Origin of the sequence: Amycolatopsis sp. 3B14 (genome assembly GCF_050958625.1) — a bacterium.
Classification (GTDB): Bacteria; Actinomycetota; Actinomycetes; order Mycobacteriales; family Pseudonocardiaceae; genus Amycolatopsis_E; species Amycolatopsis_E thermoflava.
In genome coordinates this window covers 185,067-204,137 of the sequence record NZ_JBHZEN010000023.1, presented here as the reverse complement: position 1 = coordinate 204,137, position 19,071 = coordinate 185,067, and the positions used below count along the sequence as shown (strand labels likewise).

The window sequence follows — 19,071 nt, the reverse complement described above, 5'->3', positions numbered from 1 at the left end:
CTCACCCCTCGCAGGTTGCGAAACGGGGAACTCCCCGCTTACTGTCGCAGTAACGGGGAGTTCCCCGTTTAGTTCATCCTACAAGGAGCACACCATGCCCGTTCTGGGATCGTCCGGCCTGGACGTCTTTCCGCTCGCCCTGGGAACCAACACGTTCCGGTGGACCGCGAGCACCGCGGAGTCGCACCGCATCCTGGACGCCTTCACCGACCGCGGCGGCAACTTTGTCGACACCGCGGACGTGTACTCGGTGTGGGCGCCGGGCAACAGCGGCGGCGAGGCGGAGAGCGTGATCGGCGAGTGGCTCGCCGCGGGCGGCAACCGCGAGCGGGTGATCATCGCGACCAAAGTGTCGGGCCATCCCGCCCACCCCGGCCTGAGCGCGGACAACATCACCGCGGGCGCCGAACGGTCGCTGACGCGGCTGCGCACCGACCACCTCGACGTCTACTACGCCCACGTCGACGACCCGGCCACGCCGCTGGAGGAGACGGTCGCCGCGTTCGACCGCCTCGTCCAGCGCGGTCTCGTGCGCCACGTGGCGCTGTCGAACTACTCCGCCGAACGGGTCCAGGAGTGGGTGGACGTCGCCGCGGCCCTGGGCGCCGCGCCGCCGGTGTCGCTCCAGCCGCACTACAACCTGCTCACCCGCACCGCGTTCGAGCGCGAACTGCGGCCGGTGGCCGAGCGCCACAACCTCGGCGTGGTCCCCTACTACGGTCTGGCCTCGGGCTTTCTCACCGGCAAGTACCGGTCGGCGGCGGACGCGGCGGGAACCGCCCGTGGCGCGCTGATCGGCGCCTACCTCACCGACGCCGGGTTCGCCGTGGTGCGGGAACTCGAAGCGGTCGCGTCCGAATTGGACGCCGCGCCGGCCACGGTGGCACTGGCGTGGCTGCGCGCCCAGCCCACGGTCGTCGCGCCGATCGCCAGCGTCAGCGCGGTCGGCCAGCTCGACGCCCTGCTCGCCTCGGCCACCCTGGACCTGTCCCCCGAGCAGCACAAGCGGCTGACCGCGGCATCCGACGCGGTCAGCTGACCAGCCCGAGCCTGTCGGCCAGGTGGAGCGCCAGTTCGAGTCGCAGGCGGTGCTCCCCGGGCGCCTGACCGAGCAGGGCGGCCGCCTGCTCCACCCGGTACCGCACGGTGTTGTGGTGCACGCCGAGCCGCGCGCCCGCCGCCCGGAAGTTGCCGCCGGCGTCGAAGAACACCGCGAGCGTGGTGCGCAGGCGGCGGGCGTCCTCGGTGCCGGCGGCCAGCGGCCCCAGCGTCTCGGCCACGAACGTGCGGCAGACGCCGGGATCGGTGCTGCACAGCGCCGCGACGTCGATGTCCGCGAAGTGGGTGACGGTTCCCGCCGGACGGCCCGCGAGCTGCGCGACCCGCAGCGCTTCGCGGGCCTGCCGGTGGCTGCGCCGGAACCCCTCCGGCCCCGCCGCGGGCCACCCCTGCCCGGCCAGCACCGGCGCGCCTGCCGACGGCAGCCGGGCGGCGTCGCGCGTCGGCACCCAGCACCACGTGGTGTCCACATCCACCCGTACCACCAGCGGCGCCGCGGCGGTCAGTGAGGCGGCCAGCGTCCGTGCCGTCGATTCCAGCGGCTGGCGCTTGCCCTCCCGCGGATTCTTCAAAACCAGCGCGACGTGGCTGCCGGTGAGGTCGTACCCCAGCCGCAACCGGACCTCCGCGACGTCGGTCTCCCCCGCGAGCACGCGGCGCACGAACTCGGCACGTTCCAGCGAACCCTCCCTGGCCAGCCGCTCGGCCTCGTCGCGGTACTCGGCGCTGAGGCGGTCGCTGACCAGTTCCAGCCAGGACAACAGGAACGTCGTGCCGTGGTTGACGACGGGCACCGCCAGCGCCGCGTCGGGACAATGCTCCTCGACCGCCCGCCCCCACCGCGTGCACCAGTGGGTGATGCCGAGCCGGTAGCCGCGCATCACCGCGTCGTGGCTGAGCCCGTGCTGCACCATCGACCGCGTCGAGCGCATCACCTCGGGCGAGGTGGTCACGTCCTTCGGCTGGTCACCGCGGACGAGGGCGTGCAGCAGCGCCTCGCTGTTGGCGAAGGCGGTCGCGCGGGCCAGGTCCAGCGCGTCGCGCTCGGCCAGCTCGGGCATGCCCGCCGCGATGTGAGCGACCGTGCCGTCGGCGATCCCGGTCAGGTCGGGCAGCATCGCCGCCGCCACATGCCTGGTGGCCGCGCGGATCGCGTCGTCGGTCGCCGCGGACATGGCCTCAGCGTATCCGCCAGATGGTCAACGGGGCGCCCCGCGGTTGACCGGTTGACCGAAGACACCGCGCGTCGTCGCGGGCACGCTGACGGTCACCCCGATCCGTGGAGGACACCCATGAAGCGAGCCGAAGGCAAAGTCGCCTTCATCACCGGAGCCGCCCGCGGCCAGGGACGCGCGCACGCGCTTCGTCTGGCCGGGGAAGGCGCGGACATCATCGCCGTCGACCTGTGTGAGAGCGTCGGCACCACGCCCTACGACGGGGCGACCGACGCGGACCTGGCCGAAACCGCCAAGCGCGTCGAGGAACTCGGCGGTCGGGTGCTGGCGCGGCAGGCCGACGTCCGGGATCTCGCCGCCCTGGAACGGGTCGTCGAGGAAGGGCTGTCCCGCTTCGGCGGCATCGACGTCGTCTGCGCCAACGCCGGCATCGCGAGCTTCGGGTCCGCCTTGGAGCTCACCGAGCAGATGTGGCACCACGTCCTCGACATCAACCTCACCGGCGTGTGGAAGACGGTCCGGGCCGCCGCACCGTCCATGGTGGAACGCGGCCGCGGCGGCTCGATCATCCTGACCAGCTCGATCGCCGGCCTGATCGGCTTCCCCAACCTGGCCCACTACACCGCCGCCAAACACGGCGTCACCGGGCTGATGCGGGTGCTCGCGATCGAGCTGGCGCCGCACCACATCCGCGTCAACTCCATCCACCCGGCCACTGTGGACACCCCGATGGTGGCGAACGAGGCGTCCTGGAAGCTGTTCCTCGGCGGCATCGACGGCGCGACCCGGGAGCAGGCCGCCGTCGGCATGAAGGCGCTCAACGCGCTGCCGATCCCGTGGCTGGACGTGGACGACATCAGCAACGCCGTCCTGTACCTGGCCTCCGACGAGTCCCGCCACGTCACCGGCACCACCATGGTGCTCGACGCCGGCGCCACCCAGCCGTTCAAGATCCCGCATGGCTGACTTCCACGACCTGACCGCGGTGCCCGCCGCCGAACGCGAGACCCGGTTCGAGGAGCTGGTCGCCGAGACGCACGTCGACATGGCGGTGCGGCTCGGCAGGCCGGCGGAGTCGTTCCGGGCCTCGATCCGGCGGCGGCGCATCGACGACGTCGTCCTCGTGGAGACCGTCTGCGACCCGTGCAGCGGCCGCCGGGGGCCGCGCCGCGCCGCCCGCACCGGACGCCCGTACCTGGGGGTGATGGTCGTCCGGCGCGGGCGGGAAACGGTCGCGCTCGGCGACACCACCGCCGACCTGCGGCCGGGCGACGTGGTGGTGTGGCGCAGCGACCGCCCGGCCCGGTTCGAGGTGCACGCGCCGCAGCGGAAGCAGACCCTCATCGTCCCGATCGCCGCGCTCGCCGACGCGCCCGGCGGGCATCGTCTGTTCCGGACAGTCGTGCTCGACGGGTCGGCGCCCGCGGTCCGGCTGTTCACCGGCTACCTCGATGTCCTGTCCCGCACGCTCGCCCGGCTGGGCCCCGCGGAGATGGCCACCGCCCGGTCCGCGGCGCTCGACCTGTTCGCGGCGGCGGCCCGGCCCGACGCCGCGCCCGCGCCGCTGGCGTTGATGGAGGCGTGGATCGAACGGCACCTGGCGTCGGGCGAGGTCACGCCGGCGGCGATCGCGGCCGCGCATGGCATGTCGGTGCGCAGTGTGTACCGGGTCTTCGCCGAAGCCGGGACGACGGTGGCGGCGTTCGTCCGCGACCGCCGCCTTGCCCGCGCGCGCCGGGACCTCGCCACCGGCGCGGACCCGATCGCCGACATCGCCCTGCGCTGGGGTTTCGCCGACGCCAGCCACTTCACGCGCGCCTTCCGCGCGCGCTACGGGTGCACCCCGCGCGACCTCCGGGCCGGTGCCGGCACGAACGGGCCAGTCGCTGGCAGGCAGATGCAGGCGGCCGGCGCCGTGTCCGGGTCAGGCTGATCGGCGTAGCCGCTGTGGATCGAGGAGGATTTCGTGGCACGTGAGGACATCGAGTTCACCGCGCAGGGCACTACCCTGCGCGGCTGGTTCTACCCGGCGGAGGGAGCGACCGGCGAGGCCCCGTGTGTGGTGCTGCAGCACGGGTTCTCCGGCGTCAAGGAGATGTACCTGGACAGCTACGCCGAGTTGTTCCAGGCGGCCGGGCTGGCGTGTCTGGTGTACGACCACCCCGGTTTCGGCGCCAGCGACGCGGTGCCCGGATGCCCCCGGTTGGAGATCGACCCGTGGCAGCAGGTCCGGTTCGTGCAGCACGCCATCACCTACGCGCAGTCGCGGCCGGAGGTGGACGCCGAGCGGATCGGCCTGTGGGGGTCCAGCTACGCCGGCGGGCACGCCCTCGTGGTGGCCGGCATCGACCGCCGGGTGAAGGCCGTGGTGAGCCAGGTTCCGCCCGTGTCGGGGTCGATGGCGTTCAAGGAGCTGATCCGGATCGACCGCTGGGCCGAGATGGACGCGGTGTTCGCGGCCGAGCGCCGGGCCCGGCTGGCCGGTGCGGAGCCGTCGATGCTGCCGGTGGTGACGACCGATCCGGCCGGTGCGGCCGCCCTGCCGACCCCGGATGCCTACGAGTGGTGCACGACCACCGCGCAGCAGCGGGCGCCGGAGTGGCGCAACGAGGTCACGCTGCTGTCGATGGAGTTCCTGCGCGGGTACGAGCCAGGCCGCTGGGCGCCGCTGATCGCGCCGACGCCGCTGCTCATGATCGTCGCCCCGCTCGACCGCCTGGCCGACGGGCAGCTGGCCACGCAGGTCTACGAGGAGGCCCTGCACCCGAAGAAGCTGGTCCTGATCCCGGGCGGCCACTTCGACGCCTACCACGGGCCCGGGTTCGAGTGCTCGGCGCCGCCGGCCCGGGACTGGTTCGTCGAACACCTGCTGGACAAGCGCGTGTGACCGGACTCGCGCCCCGCCGAGCACCCGCGGGGCGCGAGTCCAGACCTTCGCCGGGCGCACGCCCCTGGCGAACCGGGTGAGCAGCTCAGGAGTCGAAGATCGCCACCGCGCGGGTCCAGCCGGCGGAGGCGGCGTGGATCTTGACCGGGAAGCACGAGATCTCGAACCCCGTGGCGGGCAACGTTTCGAGGTCGTGCAGTTTCTCGAGGTGGCAATAGCCGATCTCCCGGCCTGCCCGGTGTCCCTCCCAGATGATCGAGGGGTCCTGCTCGGCGGCGTACCGGGCGGCGGTGTGCATGAAGGGGGCGTCCCAGCTCCACGCGTCTGTCCCGGTGAGCCGCACGCCCCGTTCGAGCAGGTACAGGGTCGCGTCCCGGCCCATGCCGCAGCCGGAGGACACGTAGTCGTCCTGCCCGTAGCGCTCACCGGCGCTCGTGTTGACCACGACGATCTCCAGGGGCGAGAGCTCGTGCCCGATGCGCTTGAGCTCGGCCTCGACGTCGGCCGCGGTCGCCACGTAACCGTCGGGGAAGTGGCGGAAATCGAGCTTCACCGCCGGTTGCAGGCACCACTCCAGGGGAACCTCGTCGATGGTCATCGCGCGCTCGCCGCCATTCATGGTGGCCGAATAGTGGTAGGGCGCGTCGAGATGTGTGCCGTTGTGGGTGGTCAGCCGCACCCATTCGGATGCCCAGCCCTCGCCGTCGGGGAGGTCGTCGACGGTCGCGCCGGGAAAGAACGCCAGGAGATCCTGGGCAGTCTGGGCGTGCGACTGGTACTCGATCTCCGGCGTGAGCCCGGGAGGGTCGGAAGCGATTCCGGCCCGCAGGGGCGCGGAAATGTCGATGAGTTCGCGCATCAAGCTTGTCCTTTCGGCGAGCGCGGCCGCAGCGGAATGACGCCGGTCCCCTCGACGACGGTCTGCCGGGTCGAGCCGAGTCCCTGCCCGTGCAGGGACACGACGTCGCCGGGCCGCAGCCAGCCGGTGAATTCGGTCAGGTCCGGGGTGTTGACGTGCTCGAGCAGGCAGCCGCCGGGCACGGTGCCCGAACCGATCACGTCCCCCGGCGCGAGATCAACGCCGCGGGAGATGTAGGCGAGCAGCTCGCCGAACGTCCAGTCCATCTGGTCGAGGCGGCCGCGGGTGATCTCCTGGTCGTTGACCGTGGCCCGCAGCTCGATGGCGAGCCGTCCGTCCACGCGGTACTCCGCCAGTTCGTCCACGGTGACCAGCGCGGGCCCGAGCGTGAGGGCGCTGTCCTTGCTCTTGCCCATGCCGATGCCGGTCGCCAGGTCGTGCAGCTGGTGATCACGGGCGGTCCAGTCGTTGAACAGCGTGTACCCCAGGATGTGGTTCTCCGCGGCGGCCGGGTGCAGATCCCGGCCGCCGCGCCCGATCACCACACCCACCTCGAGCTCCAGGTCGAACATGCGGGAGCCGGGCGCGACCGGCACCGGGTCGTGCGGCCCGACGACCGAGGCGGCGTTGCCGAAGTAGAACGCCGGCGCCTCGGACCAGGCCGGGTGCAGTTCCGCACTGCGCCCGAGCGCGCGGTAACAGCCGCGCAGGTGGTCCAGGAAACACAACCCGTCGCGCACCGACGGCGGGCGCGGCAGCGGCGCGAGCAACCGGACATCGTCGAGCGGACGGACCTCCTCCGGGGCACGACGGGCGGTCTCCCCCGCCTCGGCCAGCGCCTCGGCGCCGCTCTGGACGAGCGTCAGCAGGTCGATGCCGGCGCGAAGCCCGCGAACCGTGTCCCCGTCGAGCACACCGGTGCGCGCACCGGCGCCGGCCTCGTAGGTCACCCATTTCACAGGTGCCGTCCTCCCTTGTTCTTCGCTTCCCGCACCGCCTGCTCGTGGAACTCGCGGGCCATCGGCTCGACCGCGGCCCACGCCCCTTCCGGTGTGCCGGGGAGAGCGCGTCCGGCGTCGCGGAGCCTGCCGAGGATCCGGTCGGCCGCGGCGTCGGCCTGCGCGGTGACCGCGGCCAGATCGACCACCTCCAGCACACCGTCGCGCTTGACGACCTGGCCGTCCACGAGCACCGTGCGCACGTCGGCCGCCGTGGTCTGGAAGACGAGCGTCGCGTAGGGGTCCACGCGCGGGTGCTGCTCGAGCGCCGGTCCGCCGACCAGCATCAGGTCGGCCCGCTTGCCCGGCGTCAGCGAGCCGATCTTGTCGCCGAGTCCGAGCGCCTCCGCGGCGTTGACGGTGCTCCAGTTCAGCGCCTCCCGCGCCGTGTAGGTGACGGAGCCGGGCATCGAGCCCGCCGTGTTGACCGGCAGGTCGGCCTCCGCGCGGGCGAAGCCGAGGCCGTAGCGCAGCTCGTGCCACAGGTCGCCGCTGTTGAGCGAGACGACGTCGGCGGACAAGGTCGGCCGCACTCCGTGCCGGCGGCAGCGGTCGAAGACGGGACGGCCGAAACCCATGTTCAGCTCGGTCTCCACCGAGATCGACACCTTCCCGCCGGTGCGGGCGATCGCCTCCCACTCGGCGTCGCCGAAGCTGCAGCAGTGCACGTGGACCATGTCCGGCCCGAGCAGCCCGAGAGCCTCCATCTCAGTGATCCCGGTGGCCAGCACACTGCCGAACACGCAACCGGCGTGGTTGACCAGCAGCGCCCCGCGCTCCCGGGCCGCGGCGAGTTCGGCGACCGTGTGTTCCCACGGCAGCCCGAAGATCTCCGACAGCGACACGCCGAGGGTGAGCAAGCCGTCCGACGCGAAATAGGTGTCGGCGATGCGGTGGAAGTCGGCGACCCGCGCCTGGTGCTCGCCGAACCGGCTCGCCTCCGGCGAGCTCTCGAAGAACCCGTAGCAGAACGCCGCGCGGATCCCGGCCTCCTGAAGCCCGCGCACCGCACCGTCGGAGTGGTCGGGGGTGTTGTTGCAGTGCGAGAAGTCCAGCAGTGTGGTGACGCCGGCGTTGAGCGCGTCGATCCCGCCGTAGAAGTTGCCGAGCCGGACGTCGTCCGGTGTGTAGGCGGGTGACACGCCGAGCCGGATGCCGAAGTAGTAGTCGGCGAGAGTCCAGTCACCGCAGATGCCGCGGACCAGGGACTGCCAGGTGTGCCGGTGCGTGTCGATCAGGCCCGGCAGCACCAGATGCCCGGTCGCGTCCAGGATCTCGGCGTCGGTCACCGGCAGCGAGGGCCCGACGGCCACGATCGCGCCGTCCTCGATCAGCACGTCGCCCGCCGGGAAATCCCCGAGCGCGGGATCCATCGTGAGGACGTGACCGTTGCGGACGAGGGTGCGATGTGAGCTCATAATGTCCTCCGAGCGTCGTTGCTTGGCAGCAGCATGGCTGGCCCGGCGCGCCGGAACATGTGCCGAATCGGTTGTGATCCCGGCGAGCGGGTCGCGTCGACCTGGAAGAGGTGCTGGGACATGGACGTCCGGTCGTTGCGGTACGCCCTCACCTTGGCCGAGGAACTGCACTTCGGCCGCGCCGCGCGGGCCCACTACATCGCGGCGCAACCGTTCGGGCGGCGGATCCAGGAGCTGGAGCGCGAGCTCGGCGTGAAGCTGTTCGAGCGCACGAGCCGCCGCGTCGCACTCACCCCGGCGGGGGAACGGTTCCTGCCCCGTGCGCGCCGGGTGCTGGCGGAGATGGACGAGCTCATGCGCACCGCCGAAGGCGATCACGCCGAGCCGGTCCTGCGCGTCGGGGTGCTCGGGTTCGGCCTGGCCGACCGGTGGGCCGCCACGCGCACCCTGCTGGCCACGCACCACCCGGAACTCGAACTGTCCTACCGGGAGCTGGACTGGACGACGCAGTACGACGCCGTGCGCACCGGGGAGGTCGACGTCGCGGTCCTGCACGACGTCGGCGGAGCCGACGACCTCCTCGTCGAGCCGGTGATGAACACCGCACGCTGCGCGGTCGTACCGGCCGAATCGGAACTCGCCGGCGCCGGGCACCTCAGCGTGGCCGACATCGCCGACGTGCCCCGCGTGAAGCTGGTCGGCCAGCCGGGACTGGCGGACTGGGGCGGCGCACCCACCAGGCGCGACGTGGAGGTCCGCTCCCCCGCCCACGTCGCGACCGCGGTCGCCACCACGGGCCGGATCGGTTTCCACGGCGAACCCGCGACCCGCTTCTTCCCCCACCCCGGGGTGCGCTACCTGCCACTCGAAGGACCCGACCCCGTCGTGGCCATCGCCAGCCGGCGAAACGACCGCAGGGACACCGTGGCCGCATTCCGCGCCGCGACACTGGCGAGTCCCGCTGCCGACTCGCTCGTCGCCGCGCAGGCGGAGGATGCCGTGGAATCCTGAGGCACAGCGTGCGGAATCGAAATTCCACTCTGGACAGAGGCGCCACGGACGCGGCGCGAACACGTCAGCAAGCGGCCGCGGCCCCTGACCAGGGCCGCCTCAAGCCAGGCCGGCGCCGGAGGAGCGGGCCTGGCGGTCACGCTGCGGGCTCCTTCAGCCGCGAGACCGCTTGATTTAACTTTCGTGTTTCCCGTCGAGGGCGATCTCGTCGTGCCCCTACTGCTCGCGGGATACCGCCAGTTCATGGAGACGGTCGACGAGCCGGATGAGATCAGGCAGCCGGTTGTCGATCGTGTTCTGAAGGATCTCCTGATCGAGGTCGGCGTACTGGTGCGCGAGCATGTTCCGCATGCCCACGATTCTTGGCCAATCCTCCGGCGCTTCGGCCTCCAGCAGGCTCGGACTCACCTTGCCGACAGCATCGACGGCGACCTCGAGCCGGTGGCTCACGGCGTCCCTGATCAGGGTGTCCGCCAGCGAACCACGCGCGAGATGCTCCTGCAACACGCGCAGGTGTTCCCGTGCATCAGCGAGGTGTTGAGAATCCTTGCGACGGCGTCTCGTCACAGCTCGACAGCCTCCGCGAGCGCCGACGACTTGATATCGCGTTTGAGCATCCGGGCGGGCACGATGTCGACCGGGTAGCCGAGCAACCGCTCCAGCTCGATATCCAGGGCGGCGAGGTCGACCAGATCAGCACCCGGGTCGAGATCGACCAGCAGATCGATGTCGCTGCCCTCATCATCTTCCCCACGTGCGACGCTGCCGAAGACGCGAACGTTCCTCGCCTTGTGGGCGTGCGCGAGCGCCAGAACCTTGCTCCGGTGCCGGGCCAAAACCCGCCCGGCCGGCGAGGTGGGGTGGAACCGCGTGGCGCGATAAGCCCTGATCAACCGCGAGACCTCCGGCTGGCTCCGCCCGATGGCCTGGGCGATCTGCTTCTGCGTCATCCCCTGGTCGGCCGCCTTCCCGACGGCCTCGCGGAGGGAGGCGCTGGCCGTAGCGCGCATCCGGTCCACCTCCGCCGCCACCTGGGCCAACGACACGGCCAGCTCATCCCCGTGCTCCATATAGCACATGCTATACCCCGGCGATTGGGTCTTGCGCGAACTGCACCCGTAACAGAGTCGCGGCCACGGGTGGTCCGGCTCGGCGGCCCGCGCCGGACCACCGCTGCGCCGTGGCACCATGACGGAGGATGTGGGCGGTTCGTCCGGTTCTGGCGCGGGAGGGTGGATGTCGGGGGACGGCGAGGGTCTGGCGTTGCTGCTGAAGGCCGCGCGGGAAGGCGACGCGACGGCCTTCGAGCGGCTCGTCGGGCCGTTCCGGGCCGAGTTGCGGGCGCACTGCTACCGGATGCTGGGCTCCCTCGACGACGCCGAGGACGCGGTCCAGGAAGTGCTCGTGCGGACCTGGCGCGGGCTGGACGGCTTGGAACCCCGAGACTCGATCCGCCCCTGGCTCTACAAGATCGCGACGAACCGGTGCTTGACCCTGCTGGAGCGACGTCGCCGCCGGGAGCTGCCGGCCGGGCTCGCGGACGGCACACAGCCGGCCGAGGTGGCCTGGCTGGAGCCCTACCCGGACTCGCTGCTGGACCCGGCCGCACGCTCGGTGGCGCGGGGGAGCATCGAGCTGGCCTTCGTCGCCGCGCTGCAGCACCTGCTCCCCCGTCAGCGAGCCGTGCTGATCCTGCGGGAGGTGCTCGGGTTCTCCGCCCGGGAGGTCGCGGCGCTGCTGGAGACCACGGTGGCGTCGGTGAACAGCTCCCTTCAGCGGGCCCGCGCCACCCTCGAACCGCTCCGCGCCGGTGCCGGCCAGCAGACGGTGTTGCGCACGCTGGGCGGCGACCGGGTGCGTGACCTGGCGCGCCGGTACGCGTCCGCCTGGGAACGGGGTGACGTCGACGCGATCGTGGAGATGCTAGCCGAGGACGCCCGCTACTCGATGCCACCCGAACCGCTGTGGTTCCAGGGCCGGGACGCGATCCGGGCGTTCCTGGCCGAGGGGCCCCTCACCGGGCGGTGGCGGTTCGTGCCCGCACACGCCAACGGGCAGGTCGCCTTCGGCACCTACCTGTGGAACGGCGCCGCCTACCTGCCCGCCGGCCTGGACGTGCTGGCGCTGCGCGGTGACCGGATCGCCGAAGTCGTGTCGTTCCTGACCGCGGATTTCGCCCGCTTCGGCCTGCCGCCCACGATCACGCGATGAGTTTCGGCCCCGGCGCGGGTGTCAGTGGTGACAGTTCCGCCGAGACCGATGTGAGGTATCGCGATGACCACGGACGAGCAGCAGATCCGGACCCTGATCGAGCACTGGGCAGGCGCCGTGCACAGGGGCGACCTCGAGGGAGTGCTCGCCGGCCACGCCGGCGACATCGTGATGTTCGACGTGCCGCCCCCGGACACGGGAGTGCGGGGCCTCGACGCCTACCGGGACACCTGGCCTGCCTTCTTCTCCTGGCAGGCCCAGGGCGCGGTGTTCGACCTCGAGTCCGTGGAGATCACCGCCGGTGCGGACGTCGCGTTCGCCCACGCCCTGCTGCGCTGCGGCACCCCGGACGAGCTCGCCCGGCATCCCGCCCGGCGCCTGCGGCTCACCCTGGGCCTGCGGAAGGAGAACGGCCGCTGGACCGTGGCGCACGAACACCACTCGTTCCCCCATGCCGACCAGGACGACGGCACGGACGCGGAAGCCGAGGTGCGGGCCCTGCACGAACGGTGGTTCGCGGCCACCACCCGCAAGGATCTCGACGGGCTGATGGCCCCCATCGCCAAGGACGTCGTCTCCTACGAGCACGACACGCCCCTGCAGCACCTCGGCCGGGACGCCGTGCGGGAGGTGTGCCGGCGGGGGCTCGACTGGTCGGACGCGGTGGTCCGGTGGGAGGTGCCCGACATGACCGTCCTGGTCCGCGGTGACCTCGCCGTGGCCTGGGGACTCAACCGGATGATCGCCGAAGACACCGACGGCACGACCACCGAAAGCTGGTCCCGCGGCACCCGGGTGTTCCAGCGACGCGACGGCGAATGGCAGCTGATCCACCAGCACCTCTCGTTCCCCTACGACCCCGAATCCGGCGCCGCCGCCACCGACCTCCATCCGTGACGGCCGGGCACAGCCACCGTTTCGAGCCGGCGGCAAGGGCCCCCTTTGGCTGATCAGCTCAGGTCGAGCAGGACCTTCGACGCGACCGCACGGTTGCCGGCCACGCCGAACGCCTCCGTGGCCCGCTCAAGCGGGAACGTGTGGGTGACGACCGGATCAACCGGGAGGCCGTCGGCGAGCAGGGTGAGCGCCTCGTCGAATTCGCGGTCGAACCGGAACGCTCCGGCGAGGGTCAGTTCTCGCGTGACGACCACGTTGCCGAGGAATCCGACCTCACCGGGCGGCAGCAGTCCGAGCAGGACGACCCGGCCGGCGCGGCGCACCCGTTCCAGACAGGTGCGCAGCCCGGCCGGGGACCCGGAAGCCTCGATGGCGATGTCCGCCTCCCCCGGCCCCGCCGGGTCGTCCGCCCGCACCACCGAGGTGGCGCCGACCTTCGACGCCAGAGCGAGTGGGGCGTCCAGCAGGTCGCTGACCACGACCTCGGCCGCGCCGGCCCGGCGCAGCGCGGCCACCAGGAGGCAACCGATCGGCCCGGCACCGGTGACCAGGACGCGCCGGCCGGTGACGTCACCGGCCCGGCGCACCGCGTGCAGCGCCACCGACAACGGTTCCGCGAGCACAGCCCGTTCGAGTTCGAGCCCGGGCGGAAGCGCGCGCACCTGTCCCGCCGGCACCGTGATGCGCTGCGCGAACCCACCGTGCACGTGGGGCAACCGGGCCGCGCTGCCGAGGTAGCGTGTGTCGGCGCAGACGTTCCGGTGGTCCCCGGCGCATTCCGGACAGTCGTCGCAGGGTGTGGCCGGGTGGACGGCCACCGGCGTACCGACCCCCGGACCGTCCACATCGGAGCCGAGGGCCGCGACGTGCCCGACGACCTCGTGACCGAGCACCAGCGGTTCCCGCACGTGGAAGTCGCCGACCGCGCCGCGGTGGTAGTAGTGCAGGTCCGATCCGCAGATGCCGCCGAAGGAGACCTCCACGGCGATCTCGCCCTCGCCCGGTTCCACCGGCGCACGGTTCTCGACCCGAAGGTCCCCGGCGCCGTGCACGACACACGCAAGCATGGGTTCTCCTCGCTTCACAGGACGGAGGTCATGCCGCCGTCGACGTAGAGCAGTTGGCCGTTGACGAAATCCGACGCCGGCGAGCACAGGAAGATCAGCGCGCCGACGAGGTCACCCACCTGGCCCCACCGTCCGGCGGGGGTGCGGCCGCGCACCCAGGCGCTGAAATCCTCGTCCGCGACGAGCGCGGCGGTGAGCTCGGTGTCAAAGTAGCCCGGGGCGAGCCCGTTGACCTGGATCCCGGCCGGGCCGAGGTCGGCACACATGCCCTTGGTGAGCATCTTCAGCCCGCCCTTGGTCGCCGAGTAGGGCGCGATGCCGGGGCGGACCACCTCGCTCTGCACCGAGCAGATATTGACGATCTTGCCCGAGCCGCGGGCGGTCATCCGCCGCGCGACCTCGCGGCCGACGAGAAAAGCACTGGTGAGGTTGGTTTCCAGCAGGCGATGCCAGTCCTCGGTCAGGAACTCGGTGAACGGCGCCCGGTGCTGCATCCCGGCGTTGTTGACCAGGATGTCCACGGGACCCGCGAGCTCCTCCAGGCGCGGGATCGCCTCGGCGACCGCGCCGGGATCGGTGACGTCGAACGCCTGCGCATGCACCGTGGCCCCGGTGCGCTCGGCCAGCTCGGCACGGGTCCGGTCGAGCGCGGCCCGGTCACGTCCATTGAGGACGACCACGCACCCCGCTTCCGCCAGCCCCTGGGCCAGCGCGCGCCCGATGCCGCGGCTGGACCCGGTGACCAGGGCGACGCGGCCGCGGATGTCGAACAGCGGGTGGCTCACCGCGCCACCGCCACGGCGCCGGGGATCGGGGTGCGCGCCGGCCGGCCGGACAGGACGTCGAGGAGGTTGTCGACAGCCAGGTCCACCATCGCCGCGCGGGTCGCCTCGGTGGCGGACCCGACGTGCGGGAGAGCCACCAGCTTCGACTGCGCGACCAGGTCGGCGACGTCCGCCCCGCGCGGCTCGTGTTCGAACACATCCAGCCCGGCGGAGTGGATGACGCCCTCGCGCAGGGCGTGCAGCAGCGCGGCCTCGTCCACGACACCACCCCGCGAGGTGTTGATCAAGGTCGCGGTGGTCTTCATGCTGCCCAGCTCGGCCGGGCCGATGAGGTGGTGGGTCGCCTCGGTCAGCGGCACGTGCAGCGACACGATGTCGGATTCGGCCAGCAGGGTGGGCAGGTCCACCTGCTGTGACAGCTCGTCGCCTGCGGTGCTGAACGGGTCGTGGTGCAGCACGCGCATGCCGAAACCGGCGGCACGGCGGGCGACCGCGCGGCCGATCTGGCCGTAGCCGACCAGGCCGAGGGTGGCGCCGTGCACGTCCAGCCCGAGGAAGTCGTCCATCCGGAAGACGGTCCAGTCGCCGGCGTGCAGCCGGTCGCGGGCCGCGCCGAGACGGCGGCGGGCCATCAGGATCAGGGCCCACGCCAGGTCCGCGGTGGTCTCGGCGAGCACCCCCGGGGTGTGGGTCACCACGACGCCGCGAACGGCAGCGGCACGCTGGTCGACGGCGTCGAAACCCATGCTGGCCAGGCTCACCACCTTCAGCCCGGGGCCGGCGGCGTCCAGCAGCGCGGCGTCGATCCGGTCGTTGCCCAGGCACAGGATGCCGTCGACGCCGCGCGCGAGGTCCGCCAGCTCGCCGGCCCCCGGCTTGTCGCCCGGCCCGCGCACGAGCTCGACCCGCCCGGCCAGGCGCTCCAGCCCCGTTCCGGGCAGGTGTCCGCGGGTGCTCAGGACACGCTGTTTCATACCGCACTCCTCGCGACAACAAACTGTTCGCACGACGTTATCGAGCGATTCCGCGGCGGCACAAATAGCGATTCCGGCTGACGTTATCGGATCTGCTAATGGGTCATGGCCGGAAAGTGGCGATCAGCTCGTGGAAGAGGTCGTGGACGGCCAGCGCCGCCTCCGACAACGGCTGGTGATCGGAGGTGCACAGCGACAGCTTCACCTCGATCACCGGATCCACGATCCGGCGCACCACCAGGTGCTCGGTATCCAGGATCGCGCGCGCCGCCGACCACGGCAGGACCGTCGCGCCCAGATCGGCGCCGACCGCGCTGACCAGCGTGAGCACCGACTCGATCTCGCCGACCACCCGCGGCTCCACCTCCGCGCGGGCGAAGGCCGCCTCCACCACGCGCCGGATGGTGTGGATGCGGCTGGGCAGCAGCAGGCCGACCTCGGCCAGGTCGCCGACCGCGACCTCGTCCCCGCCCGGGACCGCGCAGCCCGGCCCCGCGACCAGGAACAGCTCCTCGGTGCGCATCGGCTCGAACTGCACACCCCGGATCGGCCCGGCGTCGTAGATGAAGGCCATGTCCATCCGCCCGGTCATGATCGCCTCGCTGATCACGCCGCCGAAGTTCTCGTTGATGTGCAGCACGATGTCCGGATAGCGCTCGCGGACGGCCCGCAGCAGCGGCAGCGCCAGCGCCGCACCGGTGCTGTAGGGGGCCAGGCCGACCGACACGCTGCCCGCCGGGGCGCGGCCGGAGACGCTGACGGCGGCCTGGGCCTGTTCGACCTGGCGCAGGATCAGCTGCGCGTGCCGGTACAGCGCCCGGCCGGCCTCGGTCGGGGCGACACCACGCTTGCTGCGGATCAGCAACTGCTGCTTGAAGTCCCGCTCCAACATGGACACGTGCTGGCTCAGCGCGGGCTGCGCGATGCGCAGGATGTCGGCGGCGCGGGTGATGCTGCCGGCGTCGACGATCTTGACGAACGAGTACAGACGCCGGGTGTCCATGCGTACCCCTTCCCGGTCGAATGGTGACCCATCGTAACGCCACCACCGCCGCCGGCCCGGGATCCGCTGCCATAACGGATCCCGATCACATCACGCGGATCGCGTATTTGTCCGGCCGCGGCCCCGAGCTTAAAGTCAGCGAAACACCGGATTCCCGGGGCTCGGACAGGATGTTTCGAGCAGATTGCCTCAGTTTTTCCGAGAACATTTCCGCGCATTTTTCCGGAGGGTGAGATGACCCGCATGGTGGATCTCGTCGCCGATCTCGGCGAAGGGTTCGGCGCCTACCGGATGGGCGACGACGAGGCCCTCCTGGACCTCCTGACGTCGGCGAACGTCGCCTGCGGTTTCCACGCCGGCGACCCGCGGATCATGGACGCGACCGTCGCCTCGTGCGTCCGCCGCGGCGTGGCCGTGGGCGCGCACCCGAGCTTCCCCGATCTGGTGGGGTTCGGCCGCCGCGCGATGGACCTGACGCCCGACGAGGTGCGGACCGACGTGCTGTACCAGATCGGCGCGTTGCAGGCCTTCGCCACCGCCCACGGAACCCGCGTGCGCCACGTCGCGCCGCACGGCAGGCTCGGCAACCTCGTCGCGACCCGCAGTGACTACGCCGACGCGGTCGCCGACGCCGTGGCCGCCGTGGATCCCTCGCTGATCGTGCTGGCGCAGCAGGGTGAGCTCGCCGTCGCCGCCCGCACCCGCGGCCTGCCCGTCGCGATCGTGGGTATCGCCGACCGCGCCTACCGCGCCGACGGCACCCTGGTCCCGCGCAGCGCACCGGGCGCGGTGATCGACGACCCGGACGAGATCGCCCGGCGCACCGTGCGCATGGTGACCGAAGGGGTGATCCGGACCGTCGACGGCACCGATCTGCCCGTCGAGTGCGACACCGTGCTGGTGCACGGCGACACCGCGGGCGCGATTTCACTGGCCCGCCGCATCCGGGACGAGCTGACCCGCGCCGGCGTCGTCATCGCGGCCCTGACCGAGGTCCTGGCTTCCCGGGCCGGGGCGGGGTGGTGTCATGGCTGAGGGCGCCCTGATCGCCGACTGCGGCGACTCCGCGATCGTGGTGAAGGCCCTGGACGGGGACGCCGAGCACCGGTGGCAGGTCGTGCACAGCCTCGCCGACGCGATCGAAGACGCCGCCCTGGCCGGTGTCCACGGGGTCGTGCCGACCTACGACTCGCTTCTGGTGGAGTTCGACCCCGGCCTCACCGACCACGACGCCGTGCGGCGGATGGTCCGGCGGGCGTCCGGCGCACGGCATGGTTCGAGCCGCCGTCCCGCGCCGAAGCGGTTCGTCGTGCCGGTGGTGTACGGCGGCGAGCACGGGCCCGATCTCCCCGAGGTCGCGGCGCAGCTGGGCATCACCGAACGGGAGGTCGTGGAGATCCACTCCGGCGCCGTCCTGACCGTGCGGTGCCTGGGCGCCCCGGTCGGCGCCCCCATGATGGACGGTCCGCCGTTCCCCCGCCCGGTGCCCCGCCTGGCCTCGCCGCGCACCAGCGTCCCGCCCGGATCGATCGCCGTGGCCGGGCGGCAGGCCGTGATCTGCCCGCTGCGCTCCCCCGGCGGCTGGCCGCTGCTCGGACGGACGCCGTTGCGCATCCTCGACCTGGGATCCGAGCAGCTCACCCCCTACCAGCCCGGCGACGAGTTCCGGTTCGTGCCGATCGAGCCCGCGACGTGGGACGACTACGCCGGCTCTGCCCTGGTGGCCCACCATGGCTGACACCCTGACCGTCCGGCAGAGCGGCCACGCCGCCGTCCAGGACCTCGGCCGGCCCGGCCGCTCCCGCTACGGGCTGCCCGTCAACGGCGCGCTCGACCAGTACTCCGCACGTGTCGCCAACGCCTTGTGCGGCAACGACGACACCGATCCGCTCATCGAGATCACCGCACTCGACTTCAGCTGCACACCGTCCACCGACGTCCTCGTCGCCGTCACCGGCGCCCCCGCCGACGTCACGGTCGACGGGATCCCGCAGCCCCAGTGGGAGCCGCTCGCCGTCCGCGGCGGCCAGACACTGGCCGTCACCGGGATCCGGCTGGGGCTGCGCGTGTACCTGGCGGTCTACGGCTCGATCCACGCCGAGTCCCTGCTCGGCAGCTGCGCGCCCGACACCATCCTGGGATTCGGCCGCTTCCTGCGGCCCGGGGACGACCTCGCGCTCCGGGCGCAGTGCCCGCCGATCGGGCACCCGGAGTTCCGGCACCCGCTGTTCCGCATCCGGCCGCCCCGGCCCCGGTTCGGCGAGACCTGGACGATCGACGTGACCGACGGCCCCGACGTCGCCGAGTTCGGCGACTCCGCCGGGCGCCTGTTGTCCTCCGCCTACGTCGTGACACCGTCGAGCAACCACATCGGGTTGCGGATGAGCGGCCCGGTGCCCCAGCGGGTCGCCGTCGGCGAGGTCCTCTCCCGCGGTGTGCCCGTCGGCGCCGTGGAAGTCCCCGCCGGGGATCAGCTCCTGGTCCTGCACCGGGGCCGGGGCGTCACCGCCGGTTATCCGGTGCTCGCCGTGGTCACCTCGGCCAGCCTCTCCCCGCTCGGGCAGGCCAGACCCGGGCACACCATCCGCTTCCGCCGCCGCACGGTCGCCGAGGCGGTCGCCGCGCACCGGGCCGAACGCGCCGCCATCCGCGCGGTCCGGCACCGCGTCGCCGCGGTGCTGCAGTCCCTCGACATCCCTGTCCTCACCCGCCGATGAAGGAGTCCAC

20 protein-coding genes are annotated in these 19,071 nt (G+C 72.1%); 10 read left to right on the top strand and 10 right to left on the bottom strand.

All coding sequences use genetic code 11. The annotated features are described in order from the left end of the window. Positions 1–94 precede the first annotated feature (94 nt). The gene (locus tag ACCP09_RS13890; RefSeq protein ID WP_433746550.1) at positions 95–1,039 is read left to right on the top strand and encodes an aldo/keto reductase; all 945 of its coding nucleotides are present in this window, start codon (positions 95–97) and stop codon (positions 1,037–1,039) included. Here ACCP09_RS13890 and ACCP09_RS13885 read toward each other — a convergent pair. Continuing rightward, positions 1,032–2,234, bottom strand: coding sequence for a PucR family transcriptional regulator (locus tag ACCP09_RS13885; protein ID WP_433746547.1), 1,203 nt, complete (start codon positions 2,232–2,234; stop codon positions 1,032–1,034). The genes ACCP09_RS13890 and ACCP09_RS13885 overlap by 8 nt on opposite strands. A gap of 117 nt (positions 2,235–2,351) precedes the next feature. On the opposite strand from ACCP09_RS13885, the gene ACCP09_RS13880 reads away from it, so the two are divergent. Genes ACCP09_RS13880 through ACCP09_RS13870 form a run of 3 tightly spaced genes read left to right on the top strand, consistent with a single transcriptional unit; the run spans position 2,352 to position 5,121 of the window. Then, on the top strand, positions 2,352–3,200 hold the full coding sequence (locus ACCP09_RS13880; protein WP_433746544.1) for a mycofactocin-coupled SDR family oxidoreductase: 849 nt from the start codon (positions 2,352–2,354) through the stop codon (positions 3,198–3,200). Further along, the gene (locus ACCP09_RS13875) at positions 3,193–4,167 is read left to right on the top strand and encodes a helix-turn-helix domain-containing protein (protein WP_433746541.1); all 975 of its coding nucleotides are present in this window, start codon (positions 3,193–3,195) and stop codon (positions 4,165–4,167) included. Before ACCP09_RS13880 ends, ACCP09_RS13875 begins: the two co-directional genes overlap by 8 nt. A 33-nt stretch (positions 4,168–4,200) precedes the next feature. Continuing rightward, complete coding sequence (locus ACCP09_RS13870; protein WP_433746538.1) at positions 4,201–5,121, top strand: alpha/beta hydrolase; 921 nt, start codon at positions 4,201–4,203, stop codon at positions 5,119–5,121. 85 nt (positions 5,122–5,206) lie between these two features. Here ACCP09_RS13870 and ACCP09_RS13865 read toward each other — a convergent pair whose 3' ends face one another. The 3 genes from ACCP09_RS13865 to ACCP09_RS13855 are packed head-to-tail and all read right to left on the bottom strand — an operon-like array spanning position 5,207 to position 8,396. Next, on the bottom strand, positions 5,207–5,980 hold the full coding sequence (locus ACCP09_RS13865) for a cyclase family protein (protein WP_433746535.1): 774 nt from the start codon (positions 5,978–5,980) through the stop codon (positions 5,207–5,209). After that, positions 5,980–6,939, bottom strand: a complete 960-nt coding sequence (locus tag ACCP09_RS13860; RefSeq protein WP_433746532.1) for a fumarylacetoacetate hydrolase family protein — start codon at positions 6,937–6,939, stop codon at positions 5,980–5,982. Before ACCP09_RS13860 ends, ACCP09_RS13865 begins: the two co-directional genes overlap by 1 nt. Continuing rightward, positions 6,936–8,396: an amidohydrolase family protein gene (locus tag ACCP09_RS13855; protein ID WP_433746529.1), complete on the bottom strand. Its 1,461-nt coding sequence runs from the start codon at positions 8,394–8,396 to the stop codon at positions 6,936–6,938. Before ACCP09_RS13855 ends, ACCP09_RS13860 begins: the two co-directional genes overlap by 4 nt. Before the next feature lie 120 nt (positions 8,397–8,516). Here ACCP09_RS13855 and ACCP09_RS13850 point away from each other — a divergent pair, with 120 nt between their 5' ends. Beyond that, on the top strand, positions 8,517–9,407 hold the full coding sequence (locus tag ACCP09_RS13850) for a LysR family transcriptional regulator (RefSeq protein ID WP_433746526.1): 891 nt from the start codon (positions 8,517–8,519) through the stop codon (positions 9,405–9,407). Between the two features lie 216 nt (positions 9,408–9,623). Here the strand turns inward: ACCP09_RS13850 and ACCP09_RS13845 are convergent, their stop codons facing one another. Together ACCP09_RS13845 and ACCP09_RS13840 are read right to left on the bottom strand one after the other, a co-directional pair. Next, positions 9,624–9,974 carry a DUF86 domain-containing protein gene (locus ACCP09_RS13845; protein WP_084022498.1) on the bottom strand — a complete coding sequence of 117 codons (351 nt, stop codon included), beginning with the start codon at positions 9,972–9,974 and terminating at the stop codon, positions 9,624–9,626. Next, positions 9,971–10,477 carry a nucleotidyltransferase domain-containing protein gene (locus ACCP09_RS13840; protein WP_433746522.1) on the bottom strand — a complete coding sequence of 169 codons (507 nt, stop codon included), beginning with the start codon at positions 10,475–10,477 and terminating at the stop codon, positions 9,971–9,973. The genes ACCP09_RS13845 and ACCP09_RS13840 overlap by 4 nt, the downstream gene beginning before the upstream one ends. Positions 10,478–10,643: 166 nt before the next feature. Between ACCP09_RS13840 and ACCP09_RS13835 the strand changes: the two genes are divergently transcribed. Next, positions 10,644–11,618: an RNA polymerase subunit sigma-70 gene (locus tag ACCP09_RS13835; RefSeq protein WP_433746519.1), complete on the top strand. Its 975-nt coding sequence runs from the start codon at positions 10,644–10,646 to the stop codon at positions 11,616–11,618. A gap of 63 nt (positions 11,619–11,681) precedes the next feature. Then, a complete protein-coding gene (locus tag ACCP09_RS13830; protein WP_433746516.1) occupies positions 11,682–12,515 on the top strand; it encodes a YybH family protein in 834 nt (277 codons plus the stop codon). 53 nt (positions 12,516–12,568) lie between these two features. On the opposite strand, the gene ACCP09_RS13825 is transcribed toward ACCP09_RS13830, so the two are convergent. From ACCP09_RS13825 to nac, 4 genes are all read right to left on the bottom strand, one after another. Beyond that, entirely contained in the window at positions 12,569–13,582 is a 1,014-nt protein-coding gene (locus ACCP09_RS13825) for an L-idonate 5-dehydrogenase (protein ID WP_433746513.1), read from the bottom strand. Between the two features lie 14 nt (positions 13,583–13,596). Beyond that, positions 13,597–14,367, bottom strand: coding sequence for an SDR family oxidoreductase (locus ACCP09_RS13820; RefSeq protein ID WP_433746510.1), 771 nt, complete (start codon positions 14,365–14,367; stop codon positions 13,597–13,599). After that, positions 14,364–15,341 carry a 2-hydroxyacid dehydrogenase gene (locus tag ACCP09_RS13815; protein ID WP_433746507.1) on the bottom strand — a complete coding sequence of 326 codons (978 nt, stop codon included), beginning with the start codon at positions 15,339–15,341 and terminating at the stop codon, positions 14,364–14,366. The genes ACCP09_RS13820 and ACCP09_RS13815 overlap by 4 nt, the downstream gene beginning before the upstream one ends. 103 nt (positions 15,342–15,444) lie before the next feature. After that, entirely contained in the window at positions 15,445–16,344 is a 900-nt protein-coding gene (gene nac / locus ACCP09_RS13810; RefSeq protein WP_237336718.1) for a nitrogen assimilation transcriptional regulator NAC, read from the bottom strand. A 234-nt stretch (positions 16,345–16,578) separates the two neighbouring features. On the opposite strand from nac, the gene ACCP09_RS13805 reads away from it, so the two are divergent. The 3 genes from ACCP09_RS13805 to ACCP09_RS13795 are packed head-to-tail and all read left to right on the top strand — an operon-like array spanning position 16,579 to position 19,061. Then, positions 16,579–17,379 carry a LamB/YcsF family protein gene (locus tag ACCP09_RS13805; protein ID WP_433746504.1) on the top strand — a complete coding sequence of 267 codons (801 nt, stop codon included), beginning with the start codon at positions 16,579–16,581 and terminating at the stop codon, positions 17,377–17,379. Beyond that, positions 17,372–18,082: a 5-oxoprolinase subunit B family protein gene (locus ACCP09_RS13800; protein WP_433746501.1), complete on the top strand. Its 711-nt coding sequence runs from the start codon at positions 17,372–17,374 to the stop codon at positions 18,080–18,082. Before ACCP09_RS13805 ends, ACCP09_RS13800 begins: the two co-directional genes overlap by 8 nt. Beyond that, positions 18,075–19,061 carry a biotin-dependent carboxyltransferase family protein gene (locus ACCP09_RS13795; RefSeq protein WP_433746499.1) on the top strand — a complete coding sequence of 329 codons (987 nt, stop codon included), beginning with the start codon at positions 18,075–18,077 and terminating at the stop codon, positions 19,059–19,061. The genes ACCP09_RS13800 and ACCP09_RS13795 overlap by 8 nt, the downstream gene beginning before the upstream one ends. Positions 19,062–19,071 lie beyond the last annotated feature (10 nt).